The sequence below is a fragment of the Novosphingobium sp. BAM6 genome (assembly GCF_057784955.1).
In genome coordinates, this window is sequence record NZ_JBYNTR010000001.1 from 995,680 (window position 1) to 1,019,723 (window position 24,044).

Sequence of the window (24,044 nt, forward strand, 5' to 3'; positions counted from 1 at the left end):
CAATCATAGACGCGTGCAGCGAACAATGGATGCCCGGAAACTCGTCACGGTACGGGATCGATCGAAATCGAGTTCTTGACCGTGATCCGCCGGGGGACGGGATTACCCTTGTCATCATGGAACGGCGCATAGGTGGATTTGCGGCAAGCCGCCTCCGCCTGTTCTTCGCGCCCCGCGAACATGCCCGTGGCCTCCACCATCCGGCAATTGGCGACGCTGCCATCTGCCTCGACGTCCACGATCATCGTCGTGGCGCCCGGGGCAAGATGCCTGCCTTCTTCATCCTGCGTCCATTTCACGGCTGTGCTGTACGTGCCCGCGACGGCCCGGCCCTTGTTGTCTGTGGCGGGATAGAACGTCGCCCGCTCGGCAAGGCGCGCGCACGCCGTCTGGTCGAGTTCATCGTTTCCGCTGGACGAGGTGACGGTGCAGGTCGTCACTCGTCCGTCCGCGCCCACCGTCAAGCGTACACCGGTACGCCCCTGAGCACCGCCCTTGGGATAATCGTCGGGCAGAACCCATGCGCCGGGATTGCCATTCGGACGCGGCCCTTGCACCTTGCCCTGCGCGCTTTCCCGGATTTGCTCGGCGCCGGTGATCGGCACCGACGAGGCCATCGCGGCGCTGGCCACTCCCGACATGGCCAGAAGAGCCACCATTGTTTTCGATATGTTGTTCATTTCGCCCCTGAATATCTCGCCTCAGCTTTATCCCGCCGCAGTTTTATGAAGCGGGAAGGAATATGACCAGAAGGAATTGAAGCCTTGCGGTCAGGGCCATGGGTGACGACACACGCCCCTGTTCTGTCGCACCTCTTTTGCGATGCCATTTTCCTACATGGATCCCGGCGCGGTAAGTTGCACATCATGTCCGCAACTCTCCGCCTCGTGCGCCGCAAGGTGACACTTTCGTTCTCACGAAACAGCGGCTTTTCGCCGCGAGGAGACACGCTCCACGGGCAAGGTGACACTTCTCCTCTGGACCGTGTCAACTGTGTCAACCTGTCACCTTGCGAGGGCTTGTGTTCCGCGCTCCGCCAAGCTCCCTTGACCTGTCCCGCCCACGCGCTAGGCAACCGGCCATGGCCTATCCCACCTCCCCGCTCGCTCAGCCCTTCCCCGCCCTTCCCGCCATCGCGGGCGTGACGCCGCATGTGGTGCGTGCCGGCTACAAGGACTGGGGCCGCTGCGACCTCACTTACGTCTCGATGGACGAAGGGACGAGCGTGGCAGGCGTGTTCACGAAGAACCTGTGCTGCTCCAGCGAGGTCGAGATCGGCCGCGCCAATATCGCGCAAGGCCAGGCCCGCGCGCTGGTGGTCAATGCGGGCAATTCGAATGCCTTCACCGGCTATCGCGGGCGCGAGGCGGTGGAGCAGATCATGGCGCAGGTCGCAGGTCAGATCGGCTGCCCGAAGGAACAGGTCTTCGTCTCCTCGACCGGCGTGATCGGCGTGCCGCTGCCCAAGGACAAGGCGCGCGAGGGCGTCGAGAAGGCCCTGACCGCCGATGCCTGCACCTGGGAAGAGGCCGCGAACACCATCGCCACCACCGATACTTTCGCAAAGGGCGCCACCGCCACCGCGATGATCGGCGAGACCAAGATCACGATCAGCGCGATCATCAAGGGTTCGGGCATGATCGCGCCCGACATGGCGACGATGCTGGGCTACCTGTTCACCGATGCCGCGGTCAGCCCGGCGTTCCTGCAGGCCTGCCTCTCTTCGGCGAACCTGCGCACGTTCTCGTGCATCACCGTCGATTCCGACACCTCGACCAGCGACACCGTGATGGCCTTCGCCACCGGCAAGGCGGGCAATACGTCGCTCACCTCGATCGAGGACGCCGGAGCCCACGCCTTCGCCGCCGCCGTCCACGACGTCTGTCGCCAGCTTGCCCATCTGGTGGTGCGCGACGGCGAAGGCGCGCAGAAGTTCATCGCCGTCACCGTCTCCGGCGCAGTCTCGGACGAGAGCGCGCGCACGGTCGGCATGGCCATCGCCAACTCGCCGCTGGTCAAGACCGCCATCGCGGGCGAGGATGCCAACTGGGGCCGCGTGGTCATGGCGGTCGGCAAGGCGGGCGAGCCTGCCAACCGCGATACGCTTTCCATCGGCTTCGGCGGCATCTGGTGCGCCCGAGAGGGCCTGCCGCTCGCCGACTACGACGAGGCGCCGGTCGCTGCGCATCTGAAGTGTCAGGACGTGACCATCGAGGTCGATCTCGGCCTGGGCGACGGCACCGCCACGGTGTGGACCTGCGACCTGACGCACGGCTACATCTCGATCAACGCAGATTACCGGAGCTGAGCGCCATGGCTGCGCATTTCATCCTCTGGGGCCGCCCCAACTCGCACAACGTCAAGAAGATTGCGTGGTTCGCAGTGGAGCTTGGCCTGCCCTTCGAACGGCGCGACATGGGCGGGGCTTTCGGCTACTCCGACGAGTATTTGGCGAAGAACCCAAACCGCCTCGTGCCGATGATCGAGGACGGCAAGATCGCGCTGTGGGAATCGAACGCGATCCTGCGCTACATGGCCGCGGAATACGGCGGCGAGCGCTGGTTCGCGCGCGACCCCATCGACCGCGCCCTCGCCGACCGCTGGATGGACTGGCAGTTCACCTATGCCGACGGTCAGCGCCTGCCGTTCCTGTCTATGGCGCGCATCCCGCAGGACAAGTGGGACATGGCCGCGATCGATCGCGACGTCGTAACCTGCGCCTCGCACCTCGCCGTCCTCGAAGCGCATCTGGCCCAGAACCAGTGGCTCTCCGGCGGCCAGTTCGGCATCGGCGACATTCCGATGGGCTGCTACATCCACACCTGGTTCGCCCTGCCCTACCAGAAGCCCGAGTTCCCGAACATCGCCGAGTGGTATGCCCGCCTCCGCGAGCGCCCCGGCTTTTCCGAACACGTGATGATCCCGCTGACCTGAGGACCAAAGCGCCCCATGACCAATCTTGCCCGCCTCACCCCTGCCGTCGAAGCCCTGATGCGGCAGGCCAGCGAGCAGGCGATCCTGCCGCACTACCGCACGCTCTCGAGCGACCAGATCGACGCCAAGGCGCCCGATGACGTCGTGACCGTGGCGGACAAGGCCAGCGAAGCGTTCCTGACCGAGCAGCTCTCGGCGCTGCTGCCCGATGCCGTGGTCGTGGGCGAAGAGGCCGTGTTCGACGATGAAAGCCGCATGGCGCCCCTTAAGGACAGCCTGTGCTGGATCGTCGATCCACTCGACGGCACCAACAACTTCGCGGCAGGAAAAGCCCCGTTCGGCGTGCTTGTCGCGCTGGCGGACAAGGGCGAGACGCTGGGCGGCTGGATTCTCGACAGCCTGACCGGACGCTTCTGCTCCGCCACGCCGGGCGGCGGCGCGTGGATCGACGGCGAGCGTGTTACCGCGCGCACCACCGGCGAGGCCAGACCAGTCGCGGCGATCTCGACGATCTTCATGAACCCGGCAGAGCGGGCCGAAGTCAGCGCCCACGTCGCGCCGCACTACACGCTGGTCGACATTCCGCGTTGCGCCGCCGAGCAGTATCCGCGCCTGATGCTCGGCCAGAACGACATTGCCGTGTTCAACCGCACGCTGCCCTGGGACCATGCGGCGGGCGTGCTGTTCCTCAATGAAGCGGGCGGCAGGGCTGCGCGCGAGGACGGCAGCGCCTACCGCGTCGACGAATACGACCGGCGCGGGTTGATCGGCGCAGCCTCGCCCCGGCTGTGGGACGATTTCGCAAACCTGCTGGCCAAGCGCACGGCCTGAACAAAAGAAAACCCCTCCGGCCATATTGGCGGGAGGGGTTTCTTGTCTTCTCAGACAGCGAAGCGCGAGATCAGATCTCGCTTTCGATCCAGCCCTTGAGCGCGCTCTTGGGCGCTGCGCCGAGCTTTTCGGCAACCTTCTGACCGTCCTTGAACAGCACGAGGAAGGGGATCGAGCGCACGCCGAAATCGGCAGGCGTCTGGGTGTTGGCCATGATGTCCATTTTGGCGATCGTCACCTGACCGTCGAGTTCGGCGGCGATCTCTTCGAGCGCCGGGGCGATCATCTTGCACGGGCCACACCAGTCAGCCCAGAAATCGACGAGCACGGGCTTGTCGGACTTGAGAACGTCTGCCTCGAAGCTGGCGTCGGTAACGGCGATGGTCGACATGATCGAAAATGCTCCACAAAAGGATGTTGGTGACAATCTAGGGAGGAAACGACGCTACGCAACGCCCCTTTCTTCCAAGCTTTACTGCGTCGCGGCCAAGTCCGGCTTGTTCGCGGCGATAAGGTCGGCAGGAACCGCGATCAGGCGCGGCGCAGCGGTGTAGAGCAGCGCGGCTTCCACCGTGCGCCCCGGAAAGGTCACTTCCAGCGCGGCGACATAGGCCGCCATCTGCCGCAGGATAGCGCGCGGCACGGCGGCAATATCAGCAGGCGGGCGGCGCGAGGTCTTGAAATCGACCAGCCGCACATGCGTCGGCGTCACCACCAGCCGGTCGATGGTGCCCGCGACGACCTGCCCGCCGACGACGGCGGCAATCGGCACTTCGGCGAGCGATCCGGCCGCGAACAGATCGGCCCATGCGGGCTCCTCCAGTACCGTCAGCGCACTGGCTGCGAGTTCTCCACGCACCGCCTCGTCGAGATCGGCGGCATGGCGCTCCAGCCAGTGCAGCGCGGCCTCCTCACGCAAGCCTGCCGCCACATCGGGCAGCCGTTCGAGCAGGCGGTGGACCAGCGTCCCCCGGCGCGCGGCATCGCGACCGGCAGCGGGCGGCCATGGTGGATCGGGGGCTTCGTCTTCACCAAGTGCAGAGGGTGCTAGCGGGCGCGGCGGGCGAGGTTCGGCGGGCGGCTGTCGATCGAGCCAGCGCGGAATCGGTTCCTCCAGCGCCAGTTCGGGCACCTTAGCCTGGGTCTCGGCTGCGGGAGCAAACGGTGACAGCGCACCCCGCTCGCAGCGACTGCCCCAGATCGGATCGGCGACGGCGGCCTCTGTCGGGAAAATCTCGCGCAGCTTCGCGTACCAGCTCTTGGGCGCAGGAACGCCCTTGTCCCTTGAACCCAGCGCACCGCCCACGAACAGCGCTTCCTCGGCGCGGGTCATGGCGACATAGAGCAGGCGCCAGTGCTCCTGCTCGTCGCCGGTCTTGTTGTGCGCGATCTCGCTCTCGATGGGGCCGCGTTTCTCGTCCTTAGACAGCGGCGGCAGCGGAATGCGGCGGCGCTCGTTCGCCGGGTCCGGCAAGTCGATACCGCGATCGCGCGCGGTCTCGGGATTGCCGGTGGCGTCTGCCAGAATGACGATCGGCGCCTGAAGCCCTTTCGAGCCATGAACCGTCATCACCCGCACGAGACCCGAGGCGCCATCCGCCTCGCGCTTCAACTCGCCGTCGCCTGCGTCGAACCACGCGAGGAACCCTGCAAGGCTCGGCGTATCGGTCGCGACATAGGCGCTGGCGGCGTTGAGCAGCTCGTCGATGGGATCGTTGGCTTCGCTGCCGAGCCGCGCCGTCAGACGGCGGCGCCCCTGCCACGGTCCGACCAACAGCCAGTGCAGCAGATCCTGCGGTGTGCCGAAGTCGGCCTTGGCCAGCAGCTCGCCCAGTTGCCCGAGCAGAGTGGCGACCTCAGGCTCGCGCGAGGCTCGCAGATGGCTCCACAACGTAACGTTCCGCTCACGATATCCGAAACGAAGCAGTTGTTCCTGCGACCAGCCAACCAGCGGCGAAACCAGCAACGACGCCAGATTCAGATCATCCAGGGGCTGAACGGCAAAGCGCAGCGCCGCCACCAGATCCTTCACCGCCAGCGGAGCACCCAGACGCAGGCGGTCGACACCCGCCACATCGACGCCTGCCGCATGGAGACGCGCGACGATCAGCGCCGCCAGTTCCTTGCGCTGGCGCACCAGCACCATGATGTCACCGGCATTCGCGCGGCGCGTGCTGCCCTTGTGCAGCGTAAAGCCAGGGCCGTTGGGATCGAGCCATTCGCGCACTTGCGCGGCGATCTGGTCGGCCATCTGGCGGTCGGGCTTGGAGAGCCAGTTCTCCTGCCCCTCGTCCGCCTCGTCCTCAAGTTCGGCCTCCACCTCCCCCGCACCGCCAACCGGTTGCCACAGCGCGACATAGCCGGGACGCTGCTCGCCGACATGCGGTTCGGGTGGCGTGGAAAGGCCGAACTGCGCGTGACCGATCGCCCCAATCGCCGCGTCAACGAAATCAAGCACCGGTTGCGCCGTGCGGAAGCTGCGATCGAGCCCGTATTCACGAAGTTCGCGCAGAAGACCGCCTCCGCGCAACATGGCCGCATTGTCGGCGGCATCGGCCATCGTCTTGCGGACACGATCAGCCGCACGGCGGAAGTTCTCCGGGCTCGTCCCCTGAAAGCGGAAGATCGCCTGCTTGTAATCGCCCACGACGAAGAGCGTGCGCATCAGATCGCCGTGCTGCCCCTCGCCCGCCCAGAACTCGCCGGCGATGGCCATGACGATGTCCCACTGCGCCGCGTTGGTATCCTGCGCCTCGTCGACCAGGATATGGTCGAAGCGCCGGTCCAGCTTGTAGCGGATCCAGTCGGCCTGCTCGCGCTGCCCCAGAAGCTGCGCGGCGCGGCGGATCTGGTCATCGAAATCGATCAGCCCCTCGCGCTGCTTGGCCGCATCCCACGCCAGCGCGAAGGCGCGACCGAGCCGCAGCGCGGGCACCAGTCGCTCGACCAACGCCAGCCGCGCCCTGAGATCGAGCACACGGAAGATCGCCTCGCAGACCCGCGCGGCATAAGCGCCGTATTCGGGATCGCGCTTGTCCTGATTGGTGGTGGATTTGGGCTCGTCCTTGGCCGTCAGGAACACCTTGCGCAGGTCGTCGAACCCGGCGAGCCGCTCGGCAGGCGCCTTCTCGAGCCACGCGGTGATCGCATAGGCCGCCGCCTCGCCGGTCTTGGTCGCCCATTCGGCATTGACCAGACGACAGCGGCGCAGCGAGACCACGTCGAACGCCTGGTCAGCGCACATCGCCTCGACCATCGCGCCATCGGCATCGCCCGGCAATTCGAGTAGGCGCAGCACATGCGCACGCATGTCGCCCGCCGGCCAGGCACCAGGACCGAACCACGCCTCGCGCGCCTGTGCGCACCGTAGCAGGAACGCTTCCACGGCTTCAGGCCCATGCCGCATCGACAGCGCCTCGACCGCGCGCAGCAGCGACGGATCGCCGAGCGGATCGCTCTCGGCGGAAACCAGTAGATCGGCCAGCACCTGCCGCGCCAGCAGCACGCGCTCGCGATCTTCCATCGGCCGCGTGCCGGGGATCAGGTCCGCCTCCTGCGGGAAGGTCGCGAGCAGCCACTGCGAGAAGGCGTGAATGGTATCGATCCGCAGACCTCCGCCCGGCGAATCGAGCACGGCGGCAAACAGCGTGCGGGCGCGGGCGCGCGTCGCTGGATCGCCCGAGGCGCCGATCGCCTCCAGCCTTGCGGCGAGGTGCGTATCCTCCAGCCGCACCCATTCGGCCAGCGTCCCGTTGACGCGCGCGGCCATTTCGGTCGCTCCGGCCTTGGTGAAAGTCAGGCACAGGATCTGCGAAGGCGTGACGTCCGGTTGCAGCAAAAGCCGCAGCACGCGCGAGGACAGCACCTGCGTCTTGCCCGTGCCTGCCGAAGCCGAGAGCCACACCGTTTCCAGCGGATCGACCGCGCGCATCTGGTTCCCGTGCAGCGGCCAGACTTTCGCCGGACCGCTCATGCCTCGATCTCCCTGTCTGCCGGACCGCCGAGCGAGGTGATCCATTCATCCAGACGCATCAGCTGGTCGTAGTCCGCATAAGAGCCCAGTTCCGGGTTGAGGCGCGCAGTGAAAGGCTCGGTGCCGAGAATCCAGCGGTCGAGCGCTTCATCCAGATAGTGCGCCGTCTCGCCCAGAAACTCGTCGCGCATCATCACCTTTCCGCGCTTCTTCTCATCGTCCGTTACCGGCTCGACGACATAGCCGAACTGGTCCTTCACCTTGCCGAAAGACCAGTATTCGAAGGCCGAGGCTTCGCCGGACACGTCCTCGAAGCCGCCTGCCTCTGCGATCAGCGCGACAAGCCCGAGTTGCAGCGCGAAACCGTCGAGCACCATCTGTTTCGAGGGCGGCTGACCGGTCTTGTAATCGACCACCGCCAGCCCGCCTCCTGCCAACTTGTCGATCCGGTCTGCGCGGCCATGGATACGAATGTCCTTGCGGCGCATTTCGCCCTTGGCTTCGTAACGCAGCACGCGGCGACCTTCGGCCTTATCCGTCAGCACGCGCTGCGCAAACGTATCAAGCGCAGCGGCAAGACGCGGCCACCACAGTGCGCGCATCAGCGGGTGGGTATTGCTGCGCAGCAGAACGTCCTGCGCGATCCCTGGCAATCCCAGCGGCGGTTCTCCTGCGGCGTGCCATTCCTCCAGGATCTTGTGCGCGACTTCGCCCTTCCAAGCCGCGCTCGGCTCGGCGTCTATGGCATCAAGACGGCGCAGGTTCATCACCGCGCTGGCGTAGAACTGATAGGGATCGCCGCGCAGGCGATCGAGAGCGGTCACGGAAATGTCGACACGGCGCTGCTCGGCATCGGGCATCGGTTGCGGACGGGGATGCGACGGCACGGCGGCGGCGCGGTCGATCTTTTGCGCCAGTTCCACCGCCCGCGTCTCCCGCGCCACCTCGCCACCCGCCATGGCGAGCACGCGCAGCACGAAGCGCGAGGCGATCACCGGGCCACCCTCGTCGCGGCGCGCCCAACTGAGCACGACCTCGGGCGCGCCGAGCGCGCCTGCAAGGTCGTGCGCGGCAAGACCGATGCGGAAATCCGCGCCCGGCACGCCCAGCGCGCGCAGCACTGCGGGCGGCAGGAGCGAATCCTGCGATGGGCTGGCAGGCCACATACCCTCGGTCAGCCCGGCACAGATCACCAGATCGGCGCGGCTCATCCGGGCTTCGAGCAGACCGTAGACGGCCACGCGCGGGTGCCCGCCCCACGGCGGACGGACGGCAATGCGGTCCATCGCATCACGCAACACCGCATGGAGATCTCGCGGCTCGACCATCGTTCCTGCCGAGGACGCAGCCATCCGCAAATCCTCGACGAACTGGCTGAGCGCGCGGCCATCGGCATTGCCCCAGACCATTTCGCCGCACAGGCCTTCGATGCCCTCAGCCAGCACCCCGAGCAGATCGTCCAGCGGCTGCGCACCTTCCAACGCGAACAGCGGAACCAGCACCGCCTCAACCGAAGTCCACCATTCGGCAAGGCGGCGGCTTTCGGCAGTCTCACGCAAGGTGGCGAGGCCTGCTGCCGGGCGCGGGCCGCGCAGCGCAAGATCGAACTTGCGCGCATTCTCCAGCCAGCCTGCGCGCCCCTCGCCCGATCCCGCCAGCGGATGGGTCAGCAGTGCGATCAGCGGCACGGGTGCGGCCTGTTCGGCCAGCACTTCGGCGAGCAGCAGGAATGCCCGGCCCGCCGCCGTCATCGGCAATGCGCGGCCTGCGGTATCGTCCGCCTCGATATCCCAGCGCCGCAGTTGCGCGACCACGCGACCTGCGAGGCCCCGGTCCGGCGTGATCAGCGCCACGCGGCGTTCGGGCGTTTCCAATGCCTCCCGGATCAGCACGGCAATGGCCTGTGCTTCCTCGCCGGGATGCGCTGTCTCCATCAGGCGCACGCCCGACAGACGGCGGCGTTCTGCGGGCAGCGAGACCCATTGCGCCGAGGCTTTTGGCGGCAGGAACAGGCTGGAGATCGCCTTGCTGCGCGCAGGTGGCGTCGGGCCAAGACCGGAGCGATGCCAGGCCCGTACTTCCTCGCGCGTCAACCCCATGCGCGAGAGTAGCAGTTTCAGGTGGTATTGCGGATGCGTCACCGCATCGTCGCGACCGAACGGCGGATCGTCCGGCCCTTGCGTGTTTCCGGCCGTGCCGAGTTCGTCCCAGACTTCGGCCTCGAGCGACAGGTCGAAGTCTGGCAGCACCACCGCGCCCTGTGGCAGCTCCGAGACGACCCGAAGCAGCCGTGCCAGCGCCGGGGAGGCGCTGGTGACACCGGCAGCGACAACCGCATGCGACGGAGGTGCGGCACGCCAATGCTCGGCGGTGTGTCGGAACAGGCGATTGCGGCGCTCCGGCGCGTCGATCTCGCCGCGCTCGGCCATTTCGGCGATCCAGTATTGCTGGACCTTGAGGAACGTCGCAGTGTTGCGCGTCCAGTGCGAGGCCATCTCGCCGACGATGCCGATCACCCGCTCGGACAGCAGGTCGATCGGCGCGATATCCTCGACCAGCAGCCGGTCCATCGTGCGACCGATCTCGAAGGCACGGCGCAGCAGGGCGGGCCCGGTCCAGACCTCATCGCCCTCCACTTCGCGCAAATAATGCGCCAGACGCAGCCAGCGGCGGGTCGGGTCGGCAGCGGGGGGAATATCCGCCGCGCCCAGTGGATCGAGCAGCGGCCCCAGCGTCTCGTCTAGATCAAGATCGCCCACCACCGCCATGCGCGGCAGCAGCATGCCGCCGCCTGCCACGCGCACGAACGCTTCGGTCACGGTGCGGATCGCGCGACGGCTCGGCAGCAGCAGCGTCAGGCGCGCCAGGCCAAGCTCGTCCTCGGCATAGCGCGGGATCAGCCCGGCAACGAGCGCATCGGCAAATCCGCGATGTGCTGCGATGGAATAGATATGCGGGGCCATGCGGCCCTCAGGCACGGGTCAGCCAGGCTTCGGTCGGCGCGATGGCGCCCGGCTCGCCCACCTCGAACCAGAGGCCGGTATGCGAGATACCGTAGAGCCGTCCCTCCTCAATGGCGCGGCTCCACAGCAGGTTGGTCGAGAAGGCGCCTGCGGGCGCGTCGCGCAGCAGGCGCTTGGAGACCAGCTGGATACCGGTGTAGATGAACGGCGCCACCTTGCGCGGCTGGCGGCGCGAAACCTTGCCCAGCGGATCGAGGTGGAAATCACCCTCACCCCGATAGTTCAGCGCGCGGGTATGCGGCACCACGAGCAGCAGCGCGTCCATGATGTCCGGATTCCATGCCTGCGAGAGTTCGTGGAACACGTCGCGTGGACCGTCGAGCCAGATGTTGTCGCTGTTGAGGCAGAAGAACGGATCGGGCAGCAGGTCCGCAGCCTTGACCATGCCGCCACCGGTTTCGAGCAGCATCTCGCGCTCGTCAGACAGCGTGATCGCGGGCGCACGGCGGCGCCCCTTGCAATGGGCTTCCAGCTGATCGGCAAGATAATGGACGTTGACCACGGCCTTCGCGACGCCTGCGGCTTCCAGCCTGTCGAGCGAATAGTCGATCAGCGGCTTGCTTGCGACGCGCACCAGCGGCTTGGGCTGGGTCGCGGTGAGCGGACGCATCCGCTTGCCGATCCCGGCTGCCATGACCATCGCGGTATCGCTGGCAAGCGGCTTCACGGCCCCGTTCGCGCTCATGCCTCGAAGCTCCCGCCCATGGCAGAGCGCAGGTCCGCCGGGATGTTCGCATCGAACCATGCCGCAACCGGTGCCAGCGCCGGATGGCGCAAATCGCGCTCCATCTGCGCCCAGACGCGGGGGATCAGATCGAGGTATCGCGCCTTGCCGTCGCGCCGCCACAGCCGCACGAAAATGCCGACGATCTTGACGTTTCGCTGGGCACCGAGGCGGGCGTAGTCGGCCAGGAAAAGCTCGGGATCGGCGCCGGTCTCGCGCAGGTAATGCGCCAGCATTGCCGCCTCGACCGCGTGCGGAACATCGCGGCGCGCATCCTGCAGCAGCGAGACGAGATCGTAGGCGCGATGGCCGACGAGCGCGTCCTGAAAGTCCAGCAGACCCTGATCCTCAAGACTGCCGAGCAGCATGATGTTCTCGGCATGGTAATCGCGCAGGACCGTCACGCCCGGACGCTGGCGACCGAGCAGCGGCGCCAGTGCCTCTTCCCACGCCGCAACGAAGCCGGGCGCATTGACATAGATACCGCGCGCGGTGCAGTACCATTCGAGGAACAGGCGCACTTCGCGCAGATATTCGGCCAGCGAATAGTTGAGGAACGGCCCCGGCGGCAGATCGTGCAGACGGACCAGCGCATCGATGGCGCCGCGATAGACCGCCATCTCGTCCGCCGGGTGCTCATCCAGATGATCGCGCATGCGCTGATGGCCGAAGTCCTCCAGCAGCACGAGCCCGCGCGGTGCATCCTGCGCCAGAATACGCGGTGCGCGCATGGCATTGGCGTCGAGCCAGCTGGCGGCGCGCAGGAATGGCGTCGGGTCCTCGTTGGGCGGCGGCGCGTCCATCAGCATCGCGCTGCTCCCGTCCTTGTGGAGACGGAAGTAGCGACGGAACGAGGCATCGCCGGGCAACGCATCGATCGTCGCGCCGGACCAACCGGCGGCGGCAAGGAATTCGTCGAGCCCCTGGGGCAGTGGTGCGCGGGTCTGGGTCATCGGTCCTGTCAATCCTGAGGCATTCGCCCTAGCCAATCCGCCCCCGGCTCGACAATGGCCCTGCGCCCTTCATCCGCAGTTTCCAGCGTGATCGAAAGGCAGCCTGCCTCATGCGCGAAACCGCCGGCATGATCGGGCCACTCGGCGATGAGCGCCGCGCCGTGGCGATAATCGTCGAGGCCGATCTCCTCGGCCTCGGATGGATCGTTCAACCGGTAGAAATCGGCATGGACCAGCGGCAGGCGCACCGCCGGGGGATCGTAAGGCTCGACGATCGAGAAGCTGGGCGACGGGACCTCGCCCTCATGTCCCAGCGCCGCGATGATCGCGCGGGCCAGCGTGGTCTTGCCCGCGCCAAGGCCACCGGTCAGCGCGACGACATCGCCGGGACGCAAGACCTCGGCAATGCGTTGTCCGAGCCGCTCCATCGCGGCAAGATCGGGAAGTTCGAGTACGATCACGGTAGCTCCACCAATGCCAACGTCCCCGCCCCCGGCTCCGACTGGAGCGTGAGCGTACCGCCATGCGCTTCGACCAGCTGGCGCGCGAGCGGCAGGCCAAGCCCCTGCCGTCGCTCAACGCTCTCGCCGTCGCTGCCAAGGCGAATGCCGTCGAGCGCGCGGGCGAGCATGCGGCCATCCATTCCTGCGCCGCGATCCTGAACCGATATCTGCACCAGATCGCCGCGCCCTTCGGCCTTGCGGCGCGACAGCTGCACGAGGATACGCCCGCCGCGCGGGCTGGCGGCGATGGCGTTATCGACCAGATGCCCGACTGCACGCGCCAGACGCTTGCGGTCCGCCAAGATCGGGCGCGGCAGGCCGAGCGTCTGGAGATCGAGCGACAGGCCAGCCTTGTCGAGCCGGTCGGCCCGCTCCTGAACCACCTGACGCAGGAACAGCGCCGGATCGATCTCTTCCTTGCGCAGCGGCAGCAGCCCCGCCTCGCCCTGCGACAGGTCAAGCAGGCTGTCGATCTCCTCGCCCAATTGCTCGACCGAGGTCAGGATCGCGCCGACATAGTCCCGGCCCGATTCCGTCAGCTCTCCGCCGATCCCGGTTTCGAGCAGTTCGGCAAACCCGCCGATCGAGGTCAGCGGCGTGCGCAGCTTGTAGCTGGTGTTGGCGAGGAAGCGCGTCTTGATCGCATCGGCCTCCAGCAGCGCCGAATTGCTTTCGCGCAGCGCCGTCTCCACCTTCTGGCTATCGGTGATGTCGAGCACTGCCAGCAGCCCGTTGCCGTCCGGCAAGGGCACGCCTGCAAAGCTGAGCACGCGCCCGTCCGCCATCGTCACCCGGCCATCGCGGTGCGCGCGATCCAGCGTGGAGCCACGGACCACATCGCCCACCCCTTGCGCGTCGAGCGGCTGCATCAGGCCCGGAGCGATCTTGCGCAGCAGATCCTCGATATGCGGATGCTGGTCGAGGAACTCGTTCTCCAGATCCCACGCCGAGGCGAAGCGGCGGTTCCACAACTGCATGCGGCCATCCGGGGCGAACACCGCCACGGCCTCGAACAGGCTGTCGAACATTGCGGTTCGGGTGCGCAACAGCGTGTCTCGCATGGCCGAGAGACGCAGCTGTTCGGTGCGATCCTCGACGATCAGCAGCAGGCCGCCATCGGGCACCGGCTGGGCCACAACGCGAAGGTGCGTGCCGTCCGAAAGCGTCCACGCTTCCTCGCTCGCGGCACTTCTGGCGAACCATCCGGTACGCTCCCGCCGCCATGCGGGAAAGTCGCGCGCCTCTGGCACGCGCCCGGCGTCGCGCGCATTATCGAGCAGACGCTCGAACAGCGGCGGATCCGTGAGATCGCGCGCCGTTAGCGAGAGCAGGCGCTGAAACGGCTGATTCGCAAAGGTCAGGCGACGGCGACCATCGAACTGCGCAACGCCTGCGGAAAGCTGGTCGAGCAGCGCGCGCTGCGCCTCGCGGAAAGCGCGGAACGAGCGCGCCATTTCCTCCAGATCCTCGATGTCGATCGCATAGCCCGCCACGCCATCGTCGCCCAGCGGCAGGTCGCTGACGCGCATCGTGCGACGCTGACCACTGATGGTGGTGGAGACGACGCGCTCGATCGGGCGATGCTTGTCGCGCGCATGGGCAGCGACCTGCGCGGGGGAGACGCCATCGACCGCCTCGATCAGCTCGGTCCCGGCGGCGACCACGCCCTGTGCATCGGAGCCGCCCACCGCCGCGACATAGGCCGAGTTCACCAGTTGCAGCGCGCCATCCGGGCGGCGGAACCACATCGGCATCGGCGCCGCCTCGATCAGCGAGACGAGCGCATGAAAATCGCCCCGCGCGCGTGTCGCCTCTTCGCGCAGGCGTACCAGTTCGCTCTCGCTGTCGGAAAAATCGAACAGCCAGACCAGCGCCGCGCCGCCGGGCGAGACTTGCGGGTCGGCCAGATGCCCGCGCAGGGCAAGGCTGCGCTTCGAGCCGCGCGGACGCACGGTCATGCGGAACGGGGCGGCGGTCTTCTGGGTCCGGCGCACCGCTTCGGCCAAGGCGCCGAGCGTCTGCGTCGGCAACCCGCAATCGCCACCGTCAAGCTCGGTGAGGTACTGCGGCACGGCATCGAGCCCCAGCCACTGCGCAAGGCGCGGACTGGCCTCAATCCGGCCATCGGTGCGCACCAGCAGCGGAATGGCGGGCGAATCCTCCACCATGCGCGCCATGCGCCGGGCCGAGCGCAGAGCCGCATCCGCACGTGCCATGCGCAGGCGCGCCGCGATCACGGCCCACGCAGCCGCGATCGTCCACGCGCCCAGCAGCAGTCCGATCGCCAGCGGGAGGTAGGGAGAGGAAACCATAGGTGTTTCAGGCTATGGATGGACCGCGCGGACAAGACAATGGGGCAGGTGCACATGGCACCCGCCCCATTGCGGTATTTTGGGCGGTATTTCATGGCAGGTGTCCGGCGCGCTGCACCGGAACACATGCTCAGTAGCGGTAGTGGTCCGGCTTGAACGGGCCATTCGCGGGCACGCCGATGTAGTCGGCCTGCTTCTGCGACAGCACGGTCAGCTTCACGCCCAGCTTTTCGAGGTGGAGCGCGGCGACCTTCTCGTCGAGGTGCTTGGGCAGGACGTAGACGTCGTTGCCGTAGGCTTCGGGCTTGGTGAACAGCTCGATCTGCGCCAGCGTCTGGTTGGTGAAGCTGGCCGACATCACGAAGCTGGGGTGGCCGGTTGCGCAGCCCAGATTCACCAGACGGCCCTTGGCGAGGATGATCACCTGCTTGCCGTCGGGGAAGGTCACCAGGTCGGTGCCCGGCTTCACTTCGTACCAGTCATAGTTGTCGAGCGCCGAGATCTGGATCTCGCTGTCGAAGTGGCCGATGTTGCAGACAATCGCCTTGTCCTTCATCGCTTCCATGTGCGCGCCGGTGATGACGCCTTCGTTGCCGGTGGCGGTCACGAAGATGTCGCAACGCTCAACGGCTTCTTCCATGGTGACGACTTCATAGCCTTCCATGGCAGCCTGAAGCGCGCAGATCGGATCGATCTCGGTGACCATCACGCGGGCGCCGCCGTTGCGCAGCGAAGCCGCAGAACCCTTGCCGACATCGCCGAAGCCGGCGACGCAGGCAACCTTGCCGGCGAGCATGACGTCAGTGGCGCGACGGATCGCGTCAACAAGCGATTCCCGGCAACCGTAGAGGTTGTCGAACTTCGACTTGGTGACCGAGTCGTTCACGTTGATCGCCGGGAACGGCAGCTTGCCTTCCTTGGCGAGGTGGTAGAGGCGGTGAACGCCCGTGGTGGTCTCTTCCGAAACGCCCTTGATCGCCTTGACGGCGGCGGTCAGGTAGCCCGGCTTGGCCTTGAGGAAGGCGTTCAGTGCGCGAACGAACTCGATTTCCTCGGCGTTCGAGGGCTCGAACAGCGTTTCACCGGCTTCGACGCGTGCCCCCCACAGGGCGAACATGGTGGCATCGCCGCCATCGTCGAGGATGATGTTGGCGGTGAGATCGGGGTTCTCTTCGGTCGACCAGTCGAAGATTTTGCCCACGTAATCCCAGTAGTCGGCCAGGCTCTCGCCCTTGATCGCGTAGACGGGGATGCCGCGTGCGGCGATCGCGGCGGCGGCGTGGTCCTGCGTCGAGAAGATGTTGCAGGTGGCCCAGCGCACGTCGGCGCCGAGCGCGACCAGCGTCTCGATCAGCACGGCGGTCTGGATGGTCATATGCAGCGAGCCGGTGATGCGCGCGCCCTTGAGCGGCTGTGCGTCGCCGAATTCGGCGCGCAGGGCCATCAGGCCCGGCATCTCGGTTTCAGCGATGGCGATCTCGGCGCGGCCGTAATCGGCCAGCGAGATGTCGGCGATGGCGTAGTCGGGCGCGGTGTTGGCGGCAGTGGCCATGGGACACGAAACTCCTGGAACTGGACAGGCCCGCGTGTTCGGACCCGTTCGACAATGCCGCGTTCCCTAGCGGCTTGCCCCTGTCATAGCAAATATAAAGACATCTTTATATGTCCGAATGGAGCTTCGCGCGCGACCGCTTGCACCGCCTTGCGTCACCAGCCCCGTTGCGAGCAGGTGTCATGCACCCTAGCTAGGCTGCGCCGTGCGGGATTCGCCCGCCATCGAAAGGATTTGCACATGACGATTGCCGTTGGCGACAAGCTGCCCGACGTGAAGCTGGTAAAGGCCGGGGAAAGCGGCCCCGAGCCGGTGCAGAGCGCCGACTTCTTCGCCGGCCGCAAGGTCGCGCTGTTCTCGGTTCCGGGCGCCTTCACCCCGACCTGCTCGGCCAAGCACCTTCCGGGATTCGTCGACAAGGCTGCCGACCTCAAGGCCAAGGGCATCGACGAGATCGCCTGCACTTCGGTCAACGACGCTTTCGTGATGGGCGCCTGGAACCGTGCCGATGGCTCGACGGACGTGACCATGCTGGCTGACGGCAACGGCGATTTCGCCAAGGCCGTGGACCTCGTGATGGACGGCACCGGCTTCGGCATGGGCCTGCGCGGTCAGCGTTACTCGATGGTCGTGAACGACGGCGTGGTCGAGCAGATCAACGTCGAGCAGCCCGGTACGTTCGAGGTCAGCTCGGCCGAATACATGCTCGGCCAGCTCTGATCCTTTCGGACGGATTGTAAAAAGGCCGCGTCGATTATCGGCGCGGCCTTTTTAATGCACACAGCGTATTCCACGCAGGCACATAGACGACGATATGGTTCTGGTCGAAAATCCGGCACCAGCGGCGCGAATGCGCGAGTTCGCCCGCAAGCGAGCGGTTGTGTTCGTCGTTCAGCAGGAACGCCGCGGGGCGCCAGTGGCGTGTCACATCGACCAGCGGGACATAGCCCGCCTCCACGCCGCCATTGAGCTGCCACTCGTCCGAACTGTAGCGATAATAGCGCCCGTCGTAGGCGACCCGCCAGTCCGGCCAGCCGGTATCGATCAGGATACCGCCATAGGGAAAGTCTGCGTAGACCGTACCGCGAACATGCGCGTCCTTCAGGCGATGGGCAGCCGCCAGCGGCAGATCGGGCGCAAACCGCGTTGGCAGAAATGCAAGACTCACCGCGACGGCCAAAGCGATCGAGTCCGGAGACAGCCAGCGTGTTGCCTGTCCCGCATCATCGCTCGCTGAAGTCAAACGAAAGCGTGAAACGACGGGAACCAACGCAACAGCCAGAAACAGGACGAAGCGGTAGGCCGTCAGCGTTAGCAGCAGCATCGCCAGAAGGCTCAACCATTCCGGGGCCGGAACCGTCGCCGGACGGCGGCACCAGAGAAAAGCCACCGCCCCCGAAATAAACGCGACGAGCAGCAGGTGATGAAGGTTCGGGCCGGCCCACAGGGGGAGCCACTCACTGGCATGGATAGCAATGCTGGATCGGGCGTTCTGCGCCGAAATACGCAGGATCGCGAGGCCATCGGGCGTCAGGAACATCGCAGGGATGGTCCATGCAGCAAGCCATGTCGGCGCCCACGGCGGCGTTTTCGTGCGATCGCGCATGAAGGCCAGCCAGCCCGGTGCCGCATGGGCCAGCAAGACGACCAACCCGACGCTGATCGAGGGGTGAAGGTTCTGCCAGACGATCAGCAACAACATACCCAGCGGCACGGCGCGCCGGACAGGCGGATCGAGCCTCAGTAAAGCCAGCAACAGGCCGAAGCACAACGCGGCATAGCTTTGCGGCCTGACGCTCGCCGTTGCCAGAGTAAGCGCGAATGCCAGCATCAGCGCTGCGAAGACGGCCTCGGCGCGCGCCCCGCGCCGACGGCAGGCCCAGGCGATGGCCCAGAAACCACCCGCCCAGCACAGCGCGTCCAGCAGCCGCAGCGCCGTCCACCCGCCCGAAAGACGTGCAGCGGCCATGATCGCCTGCGCCAGCCAGCCCACGCGCGGCAGCGGCTCTCCCAGATGCAGGGCGGCGAACGGTTCGCGCAGTACCGGCGCATGATGCAGCAGCGTCAGTTCACCGAGCTTCAATTGCCAGAAGACATCGACGTCCCAGACCGGCCGCGCCATCAGCACCAGCAGCATGATGGCAGGCGCCACGGCAAGAGCCACCGTCGCCACGCGAACGCGGCGCACGCCGGAGCCGGAAGACGCTCTCACGAACGCATCCTGCGACGCCCCCACCATGCTTGAGATCCCCTTCTGCCCCGGTTCAGAGCCCTTGGAACGGCCCTGAACCTTGCGTAATCAATAGCCCATCAGGCTGAGCACTTCCTTGCGGCTGCGCTCATCGTCGCGGAACGTGCCCATCATGCGACTGGTGATCATGCCCACGCCCTGCGTGCGGACGCCGCGTGCGGTCATGCAGGCATGGCTGGCCTCGATCACCACGGCAACGCCATGGGGCCTGAGGTGCGTCCAGATGCATTCGGCTACTTCTGCGGTCAGGCGCTCCTGAATCTGGAGGCGACGCGCGAAGCCATGCAGCACGCGTGCCAGCTTCGAGATGCCGACGACGTGATCGCGCGGCAGGTAGGCAATCGCCGCCTTGCCGATGATCGGCGCCATATGATGCTCGCAGTGCGACTGGAACGGGATGTCCTTGAGCAGCACGACCTCGTCGTAGCCGCCCACTTCCTCGAACACGCGCGACAGATGCATCGACGGATCGTCGGCATAGCCCTGGCAATATTCCTTCCACGCTCGCGCCACACGCTTGGGCGTATCGAGCAGGCCTTCGCGTGTTGGATCGTCGCCCGACCAGCGGATCAGCGTGCGGATCGCCTCCTGTACATCCTCGGGTACTGCGGGCTTCGCGAGCGGAAGGCCCTCGTCGTGATCGTCGACCAGACCGGTCATGGCTTCATTCTCCTTCGCACGCGTTCCATCAGGCGCACTCGCAGGAGCTGCCCCTTGCGACGGAACAGCCCGCGTCGCTCGATCGGTTCGAACCGCTCCTCGGGGCGTTCGGGATCGAGCAAGGCACTTTCGCCGAGCGCTCTTTCAGCTTCGGAGAGATGTTTCAAGGGCAATGGTTCGAGATGCTTGCCATGACGACCGTTGCACAGCGCCTCGATAGCCCCCGCCATCGAGCCGTGCTCCGCGATGGCGCGCGCGATATCGCGTTCGGAAACGCCGCAATGTTCGGCCAGCAGGCGGTGCCGCAGGCTGGTGATCGCCGCGCCCGCATGGCCATTCGCCGGACGCATCGTGTCGATGAAGACATCGCACTCGCTGTCGAGCCCCATCGAACGGTTGTTCATGTTCGCAGAGCCGACGCGCAGGATCTCGTCATCGATGATCGTCAGCTTGGCATGGACATAGATGGGCTCGCCATCGGCGGCGCGCGGATCGAAGATGCGGAAGCGCCCGGCGTGGTCGGCCGCCTGCAAGGTCTTCACAAGCTCGACGCGCGCGGTGTCCATAGCCTTCTGTTCGAGCCAGCCGTTGGCGGTCAACGGATTGATGATGCAGAACTCGGGCGGATCGGGTTCCAGCAGCCGCTCGCAGACCGCCTCGGCGACCGCGCGCGAGGCGAAGTATTGCGTCTCGGCATAGACGAAGCGCTTCGCGCGGCGGATCTGCTCGACGAACAGATGCTCGATCTCGCTGACCTGCGGACAATCGCGGTATTGCGCTCGCGTGCGGGAAATGCCGATCTCGACATTCTCGAACTCGGCGACCAGCTCTTCCGGCCAGATCGAGTCCTTGCGCGGAGCGCACGGCGCAAGATCATCGCCGCCCGCGATCTTCCAGCGATCGTTGCCAAGGTCCGCGAGCGTGCGCGCCACCTCGCCTTCCATCACCATCGTCACATCGTGCCACGGCCCATAAAGCCGCCCGGTCGGACGGCGGCGGCGCGGATCGTGTGGCACATGCTCGGGCGTGTCCCAGCGATCCGAAGTCATGTCGATGCCGCCGCAGGCCGCAAAGCTATCATCGATCACTACGATCTTCTGGTGATGGCTGCACCCGATCGGATGGGCCGAATCGAAACGGAAATCGATCCCCTTGCGAAACGACCAACGGATCAGGTCGACCATCATGGTGCCACGAAACAGCGACTTGAAGCGCGAGAAGTTCCATTGCAGCACGAGGATGCGCAGCTTGGGACGGGTGCGCACCAGCCACACGAAGAACGTGCCCAGCCTTGCCGGGAACCGCTCCTTGTCCCGGCGTCCCCGCTGCCACCAGCGACGACCGTCGGACAGCAGGATACGCGAATCGAAATCCCAGCCGATCAGGAAGATACGCTCCTGCGCCTGGCACATCGCATCGCGGATGACGTTGAAATACGGGGCTGCATCGATGACGACATGGGCGCGCTTCGCCATCGCATAACGCCATACGGAACCGCCGCCGACGTCGCAGTCAGGTTTATTCGTTATAGTGAAAGGCTCTGCAGCAATGCCACCGCGATCCGATTCCTGAATCCCCTGCCCCACCTGCTCTACCACCTCAGATCACCCGTCCGTTGCCAAATCCTGTTGCGCCACAGAAAATCCCGAAAGCGCAGCATGTTCCCGGTCGGCTCTCTCGCTTCTGTTTGCATGTGCACACACGAAAGCAGGCAAGGGACATGGAAGCGTTTTCCCCGCCCCGACCGTATAATCGCCCGAATCCAACGCCTCACCGCAACATCGGGGCATTTCGGCGGTTGATCTTGCAACGTTCACCGGCCATTCCTGTTTGCGTGTGCGAATATCACACAACGCTGTTCGTCCACTGCATTGGCTTTGCGAATCTTGTTCGCAAGCTGCGGGATCAGCCTTTCCCACCGGCTTCGGCCGGTATCGCCTGGCACGCCGATGATCCGCCTTGCGTGGATCGCGGGCCAAGAAAATCGCCCTGGGACGCATAGGGCATGCCTCGGCAGAACGGCTTTGCGGCCGGTCTGTCGGACAACGAATGGAGTACGCAGAACCATGAAGAAATCGCTCATCGCCGCAGCGATCGCCGCTGCGGGTCTCGCACCCGTCGCCGTGATGGCGCAGGCTGCCGCACCCGCCGCTGCTACCGTCAACCCGACGGTAGGCGCGAAGGTTTACGCACCGGACGGCAGCGACGTCGGCACGGTCGAACAGGTTGCCAGCGGTGTCGTCACCGTCAATACCGGCACCGTGCGCGCGGGTCTGCCCACCAGCTCGTTCGCCATGCGCGCCAAGGGTCTGACCATCGGCATGACCAAGGCTCAGGTCGAGGCCGCTGTCGGCAGTGCCAAGGCAGAGACCGACGCCGCTAAGGATTCGGCGCTCGTGGTCGATGCCGCTATCAAGAGCAGCGATGGTGTCGATGAAGGCATCATCACCAACGTTCAGGGCGACAATGTCACCTTCGAACTGCCCGACAAGCGCTCGGCCATCCTGCAGAAGGCCTACTTCTCGGTTGGTGAAGACGGCAGCGTTGCTCTGACCATGACCGATGCCGCCTTCAAGTCGGCTCTCGGCGCCTCGGCAGCAGCCGCAGCACCGGCTGCCGCGCCGACCGATGCGGCTTCGGCCCCGGCAGCAGCGCCGACGGGTAACTGATTACCCTTCCCCGGTATGCAGCGCGCAGCCGAACATGCCGGATAGACAAGATCGACGGCCGCGAGGGGAAACCTTCGCGGCCGTTTCTCTATCGTCACAGTAAAGATTTTTTTGGTTGCGCCCTTGCGACTCGCAATCGGCAAAGCTCATAGGAGCCGCGACAGCCCCGGCGGTCCGCCTGGGTACTCCCCCTGAACGGAGCCGGCACCTTGCACCTGAGCGATCGCACCCACGACATCCTCAAGGGCCTGCCGGGTCTCGACGATTCCTTCGACGCTGCCCGTCGCCGCCTTGCCTCGCTGGTCGGCGCGGTACTGCTCGGCCTTATCGCCATCCTCTTCGCCAAGATGGGCGATCAGGCGCAGGAAATGTTCGGCGCCATTTTCCGCCACTATCCTTATGCACCGCTGGCGATGACGCCGATCGCGTTCGTCGCGGTCGTGTGGCTGACCGTGCGCTTCTTTCCCGCTGCCAAAGGCTCGGGCATTCCGCAGGTCATGGCCGCCAGCAAGGATCCCGAACTCGCCTATAGCGGCCTCCTGTCGCTTCCGGTTGCGCTGGGCAAACTGGTGCTGACAGTGATCATGCTGATGGTAGGCGGGTCGGTGGGACGCGAAGGCCCGACCGTGCAGGTCAGCGCTGCGATCATGATCGCCTGCCATCGCGTGCTGCGCGTGCCGATCACCGCAGGCGTGCTGATCGCAGGCGGCGCAGCGGGTGTCGCTGCGGCATTCAACACGCCGCTGGGCGGTATCGTCTTCGCGATCGAGGAGCTCGCCTCCGCCTACGAGCAGCGCGTTGCGGTACTGGTGATGGGCGCGGTCGTGGTCTCGGGTCTGGTCAGCCTCGGCATCGCGGGCGACTATCTTTATTTCGGTGCGGTGCACGAGAGTCTGCCCATCGTTTCGGTGATCCTCGTCTCGCCTGTCGCCGGTATCGTCGGCGGCGTTCTGGGCGGAGCATTCGCCAAGACGCTGCTGCTGTTCTCGCGCAGCAAGCATGCGTGGTTTACCAAGGCCCGCTCCCATCCGATCGTCATGGCGTTCGTCTGCGGCCTGATCGTGGCGGTGATCGGCGTACTGACCAAGGGTAATACCTGGGGGACGGGCTATGCGACCACGCGCGACATGATCGAGGGTACAGCGGCAACCTCGGCCTGGTTCGGACCTGCCAAGTTCGTCGCCACTGCAGCAACGGCAGTCTCGGGCGCGCCGGGCGGTATCTTCGCGCCTTCGCTGGCGGTTGGCGCCGGATTCGGACAACTGCTCTCGTTCTGCTTCCCCGGCACTTCGGTACCTGCGGTGATCCTGCTGGGCATGTGTGGCTACTTCGTCGGCGTGACGCGTGCGCCGTTGACCGCGGTGATCCTGCTAATGGAAACCACCGGCGCCCGTGCGATGATCCTGCCACTTTTCGTCACCGCAATGATCGCCGACAGCATGAGCCGCTTCGTCAGCCGCGAAAAGCTCTACCACGGCCTCTCGCACGGCTTCCTCATGCATGGGGAACGAAATTCCTCTCGCCAGGGCTAAAGCTCTTGGCAGTTGGAAACATCCCGCAGGCCGCCGACATCTTTTCTGGATCGGCGGCCTTTTTGTTTGCTTGGCAAGCACTGACGATCAGGGACCAAAGCCGAAAAAGCGGGAAAGGTTCGAAAAT

18 protein-coding genes are annotated in these 24,044 nt (G+C 65.9%); 6 read left to right on the forward strand and 12 right to left on the reverse strand.

Annotation, left to right across the window (positions count from 1 at the left end; translation table 11 throughout):
• Window positions 1–44 precede the first annotated feature (44 nt).
• The gene (locus AC3EC3_RS04710; protein ID WP_488488488.1) at window positions 45–659 is read right to left on the reverse strand and encodes a TonB family protein; all 615 of its coding nucleotides are present in this window, start codon (window positions 657–659) and stop codon (window positions 45–47) included.
• A gap of 422 nt (window positions 660–1,081) precedes the next feature.
• Here AC3EC3_RS04710 and argJ point away from each other — a divergent pair, with 422 nt between their 5' ends.
• The 3 genes from argJ to AC3EC3_RS04725 are packed head-to-tail and all read left to right on the forward strand — an operon-like array spanning window position 1,082 to window position 3,765.
• Window positions 1,082–2,308: a bifunctional glutamate N-acetyltransferase/amino-acid acetyltransferase ArgJ gene (gene argJ, locus AC3EC3_RS04715; protein WP_488488489.1), complete on the forward strand. Its 1,227-nt coding sequence runs from the start codon at window positions 1,082–1,084 to the stop codon at window positions 2,306–2,308.
• 5 nt (window positions 2,309–2,313) lie between these two features.
• The gene (locus AC3EC3_RS04720) at window positions 2,314–2,934 is read left to right on the forward strand and encodes a glutathione S-transferase family protein (protein ID WP_488488490.1); all 621 of its coding nucleotides are present in this window, start codon (window positions 2,314–2,316) and stop codon (window positions 2,932–2,934) included.
• Window positions 2,935–2,949: 15 nt separating this feature from the next.
• A complete protein-coding gene (locus AC3EC3_RS04725) occupies window positions 2,950–3,765 on the forward strand; it encodes an inositol monophosphatase family protein (protein WP_488488491.1) in 816 nt (271 codons plus the stop codon).
• A gap of 70 nt (window positions 3,766–3,835) precedes the next feature.
• Here AC3EC3_RS04725 and trxA read toward each other — a convergent pair whose 3' ends face one another.
• From trxA to ahcY, 8 genes are all read right to left on the reverse strand, one after another.
• Entirely contained in the window at window positions 3,836–4,156 is a 321-nt protein-coding gene (gene trxA / locus AC3EC3_RS04730) for a thioredoxin (protein WP_260922961.1), read from the reverse strand.
• An 81-nt stretch (window positions 4,157–4,237) separates the two neighbouring features.
• On the reverse strand, window positions 4,238–7,738 hold the full coding sequence (gene addA, locus AC3EC3_RS04735) for a double-strand break repair helicase AddA (RefSeq protein WP_488488492.1): 3,501 nt from the start codon (window positions 7,736–7,738) through the stop codon (window positions 4,238–4,240).
• Window positions 7,735–10,701, reverse strand: coding sequence for a PD-(D/E)XK nuclease family protein (locus AC3EC3_RS04740; protein ID WP_488488493.1), 2,967 nt, complete (start codon window positions 10,699–10,701; stop codon window positions 7,735–7,737). The genes addA and AC3EC3_RS04740 overlap by 4 nt, the downstream gene beginning before the upstream one ends.
• Window positions 10,702–10,708: 7 nt before the next feature.
• Window positions 10,709–11,446 carry a nucleotidyltransferase family protein gene (locus AC3EC3_RS04745; RefSeq protein ID WP_488488494.1) on the reverse strand — a complete coding sequence of 246 codons (738 nt, stop codon included), beginning with the start codon at window positions 11,444–11,446 and terminating at the stop codon, window positions 10,709–10,711.
• Window positions 11,443–12,438 carry an aminoglycoside phosphotransferase family protein gene (locus AC3EC3_RS04750; RefSeq protein ID WP_488488495.1) on the reverse strand — a complete coding sequence of 332 codons (996 nt, stop codon included), beginning with the start codon at window positions 12,436–12,438 and terminating at the stop codon, window positions 11,443–11,445. Before AC3EC3_RS04750 ends, AC3EC3_RS04745 begins: the two co-directional genes overlap by 4 nt.
• An 8-nt stretch (window positions 12,439–12,446) precedes the next feature.
• Complete coding sequence (tsaE, locus tag AC3EC3_RS04755; protein WP_488489199.1) at window positions 12,447–12,896, reverse strand: tRNA (adenosine(37)-N6)-threonylcarbamoyltransferase complex ATPase subunit type 1 TsaE; 450 nt, start codon at window positions 12,894–12,896, stop codon at window positions 12,447–12,449.
• Complete coding sequence (locus AC3EC3_RS04760) at window positions 12,896–15,253, reverse strand: PAS domain-containing sensor histidine kinase (RefSeq protein ID WP_488488496.1); 2,358 nt, start codon at window positions 15,251–15,253, stop codon at window positions 12,896–12,898. Before AC3EC3_RS04760 ends, tsaE begins: the two co-directional genes overlap by 1 nt.
• 130 nt (window positions 15,254–15,383) lie before the next feature.
• The gene (ahcY, locus tag AC3EC3_RS04765) at window positions 15,384–16,805 is read right to left on the reverse strand and encodes an adenosylhomocysteinase (protein ID WP_260922969.1); all 1,422 of its coding nucleotides are present in this window, start codon (window positions 16,803–16,805) and stop codon (window positions 15,384–15,386) included.
• A gap of 240 nt (window positions 16,806–17,045) precedes the next feature.
• On the opposite strand from ahcY, the gene AC3EC3_RS04770 reads away from it, so the two are divergent.
• Window positions 17,046–17,525: a redoxin family protein gene (locus AC3EC3_RS04770; RefSeq protein WP_488488497.1), complete on the forward strand. Its 480-nt coding sequence runs from the start codon at window positions 17,046–17,048 to the stop codon at window positions 17,523–17,525.
• A 34-nt stretch (window positions 17,526–17,559) separates the two neighbouring features.
• On the opposite strand, the gene AC3EC3_RS04775 is transcribed toward AC3EC3_RS04770, so the two are convergent.
• From AC3EC3_RS04775 to AC3EC3_RS04785, 3 genes are all read right to left on the reverse strand, one after another.
• Entirely contained in the window at window positions 17,560–19,017 is a 1,458-nt protein-coding gene (locus AC3EC3_RS04775; protein WP_488488498.1) for a hypothetical protein, read from the reverse strand.
• A gap of 87 nt (window positions 19,018–19,104) precedes the next feature.
• Window positions 19,105–19,716 (reverse strand): GTP cyclohydrolase I FolE, encoded by a 612-nt coding sequence (gene folE, locus AC3EC3_RS04780; protein ID WP_488488499.1) that lies wholly within the window; start codon window positions 19,714–19,716, stop codon window positions 19,105–19,107.
• The gene (locus tag AC3EC3_RS04785) at window positions 19,713–21,191 is read right to left on the reverse strand and encodes a phospholipase D-like domain-containing protein (RefSeq protein WP_488488500.1); all 1,479 of its coding nucleotides are present in this window, start codon (window positions 21,189–21,191) and stop codon (window positions 19,713–19,715) included. Before AC3EC3_RS04785 ends, folE begins: the two co-directional genes overlap by 4 nt.
• Window positions 21,192–21,782: 591 nt before the next feature.
• Between AC3EC3_RS04785 and AC3EC3_RS04790 the strand changes: the two genes are divergently transcribed.
• Together AC3EC3_RS04790 and AC3EC3_RS04795 are read left to right on the forward strand one after the other, a co-directional pair.
• Entirely contained in the window at window positions 21,783–22,385 is a 603-nt protein-coding gene (locus tag AC3EC3_RS04790) for a hypothetical protein (protein ID WP_488488501.1), read from the forward strand.
• Between the two features lie 209 nt (window positions 22,386–22,594).
• Window positions 22,595–23,917 (forward strand): chloride channel protein, encoded by a 1,323-nt coding sequence (locus AC3EC3_RS04795; protein ID WP_488488502.1) that lies wholly within the window; start codon window positions 22,595–22,597, stop codon window positions 23,915–23,917.
• Window positions 23,918–24,044: the final 127 nt, after the last annotated feature.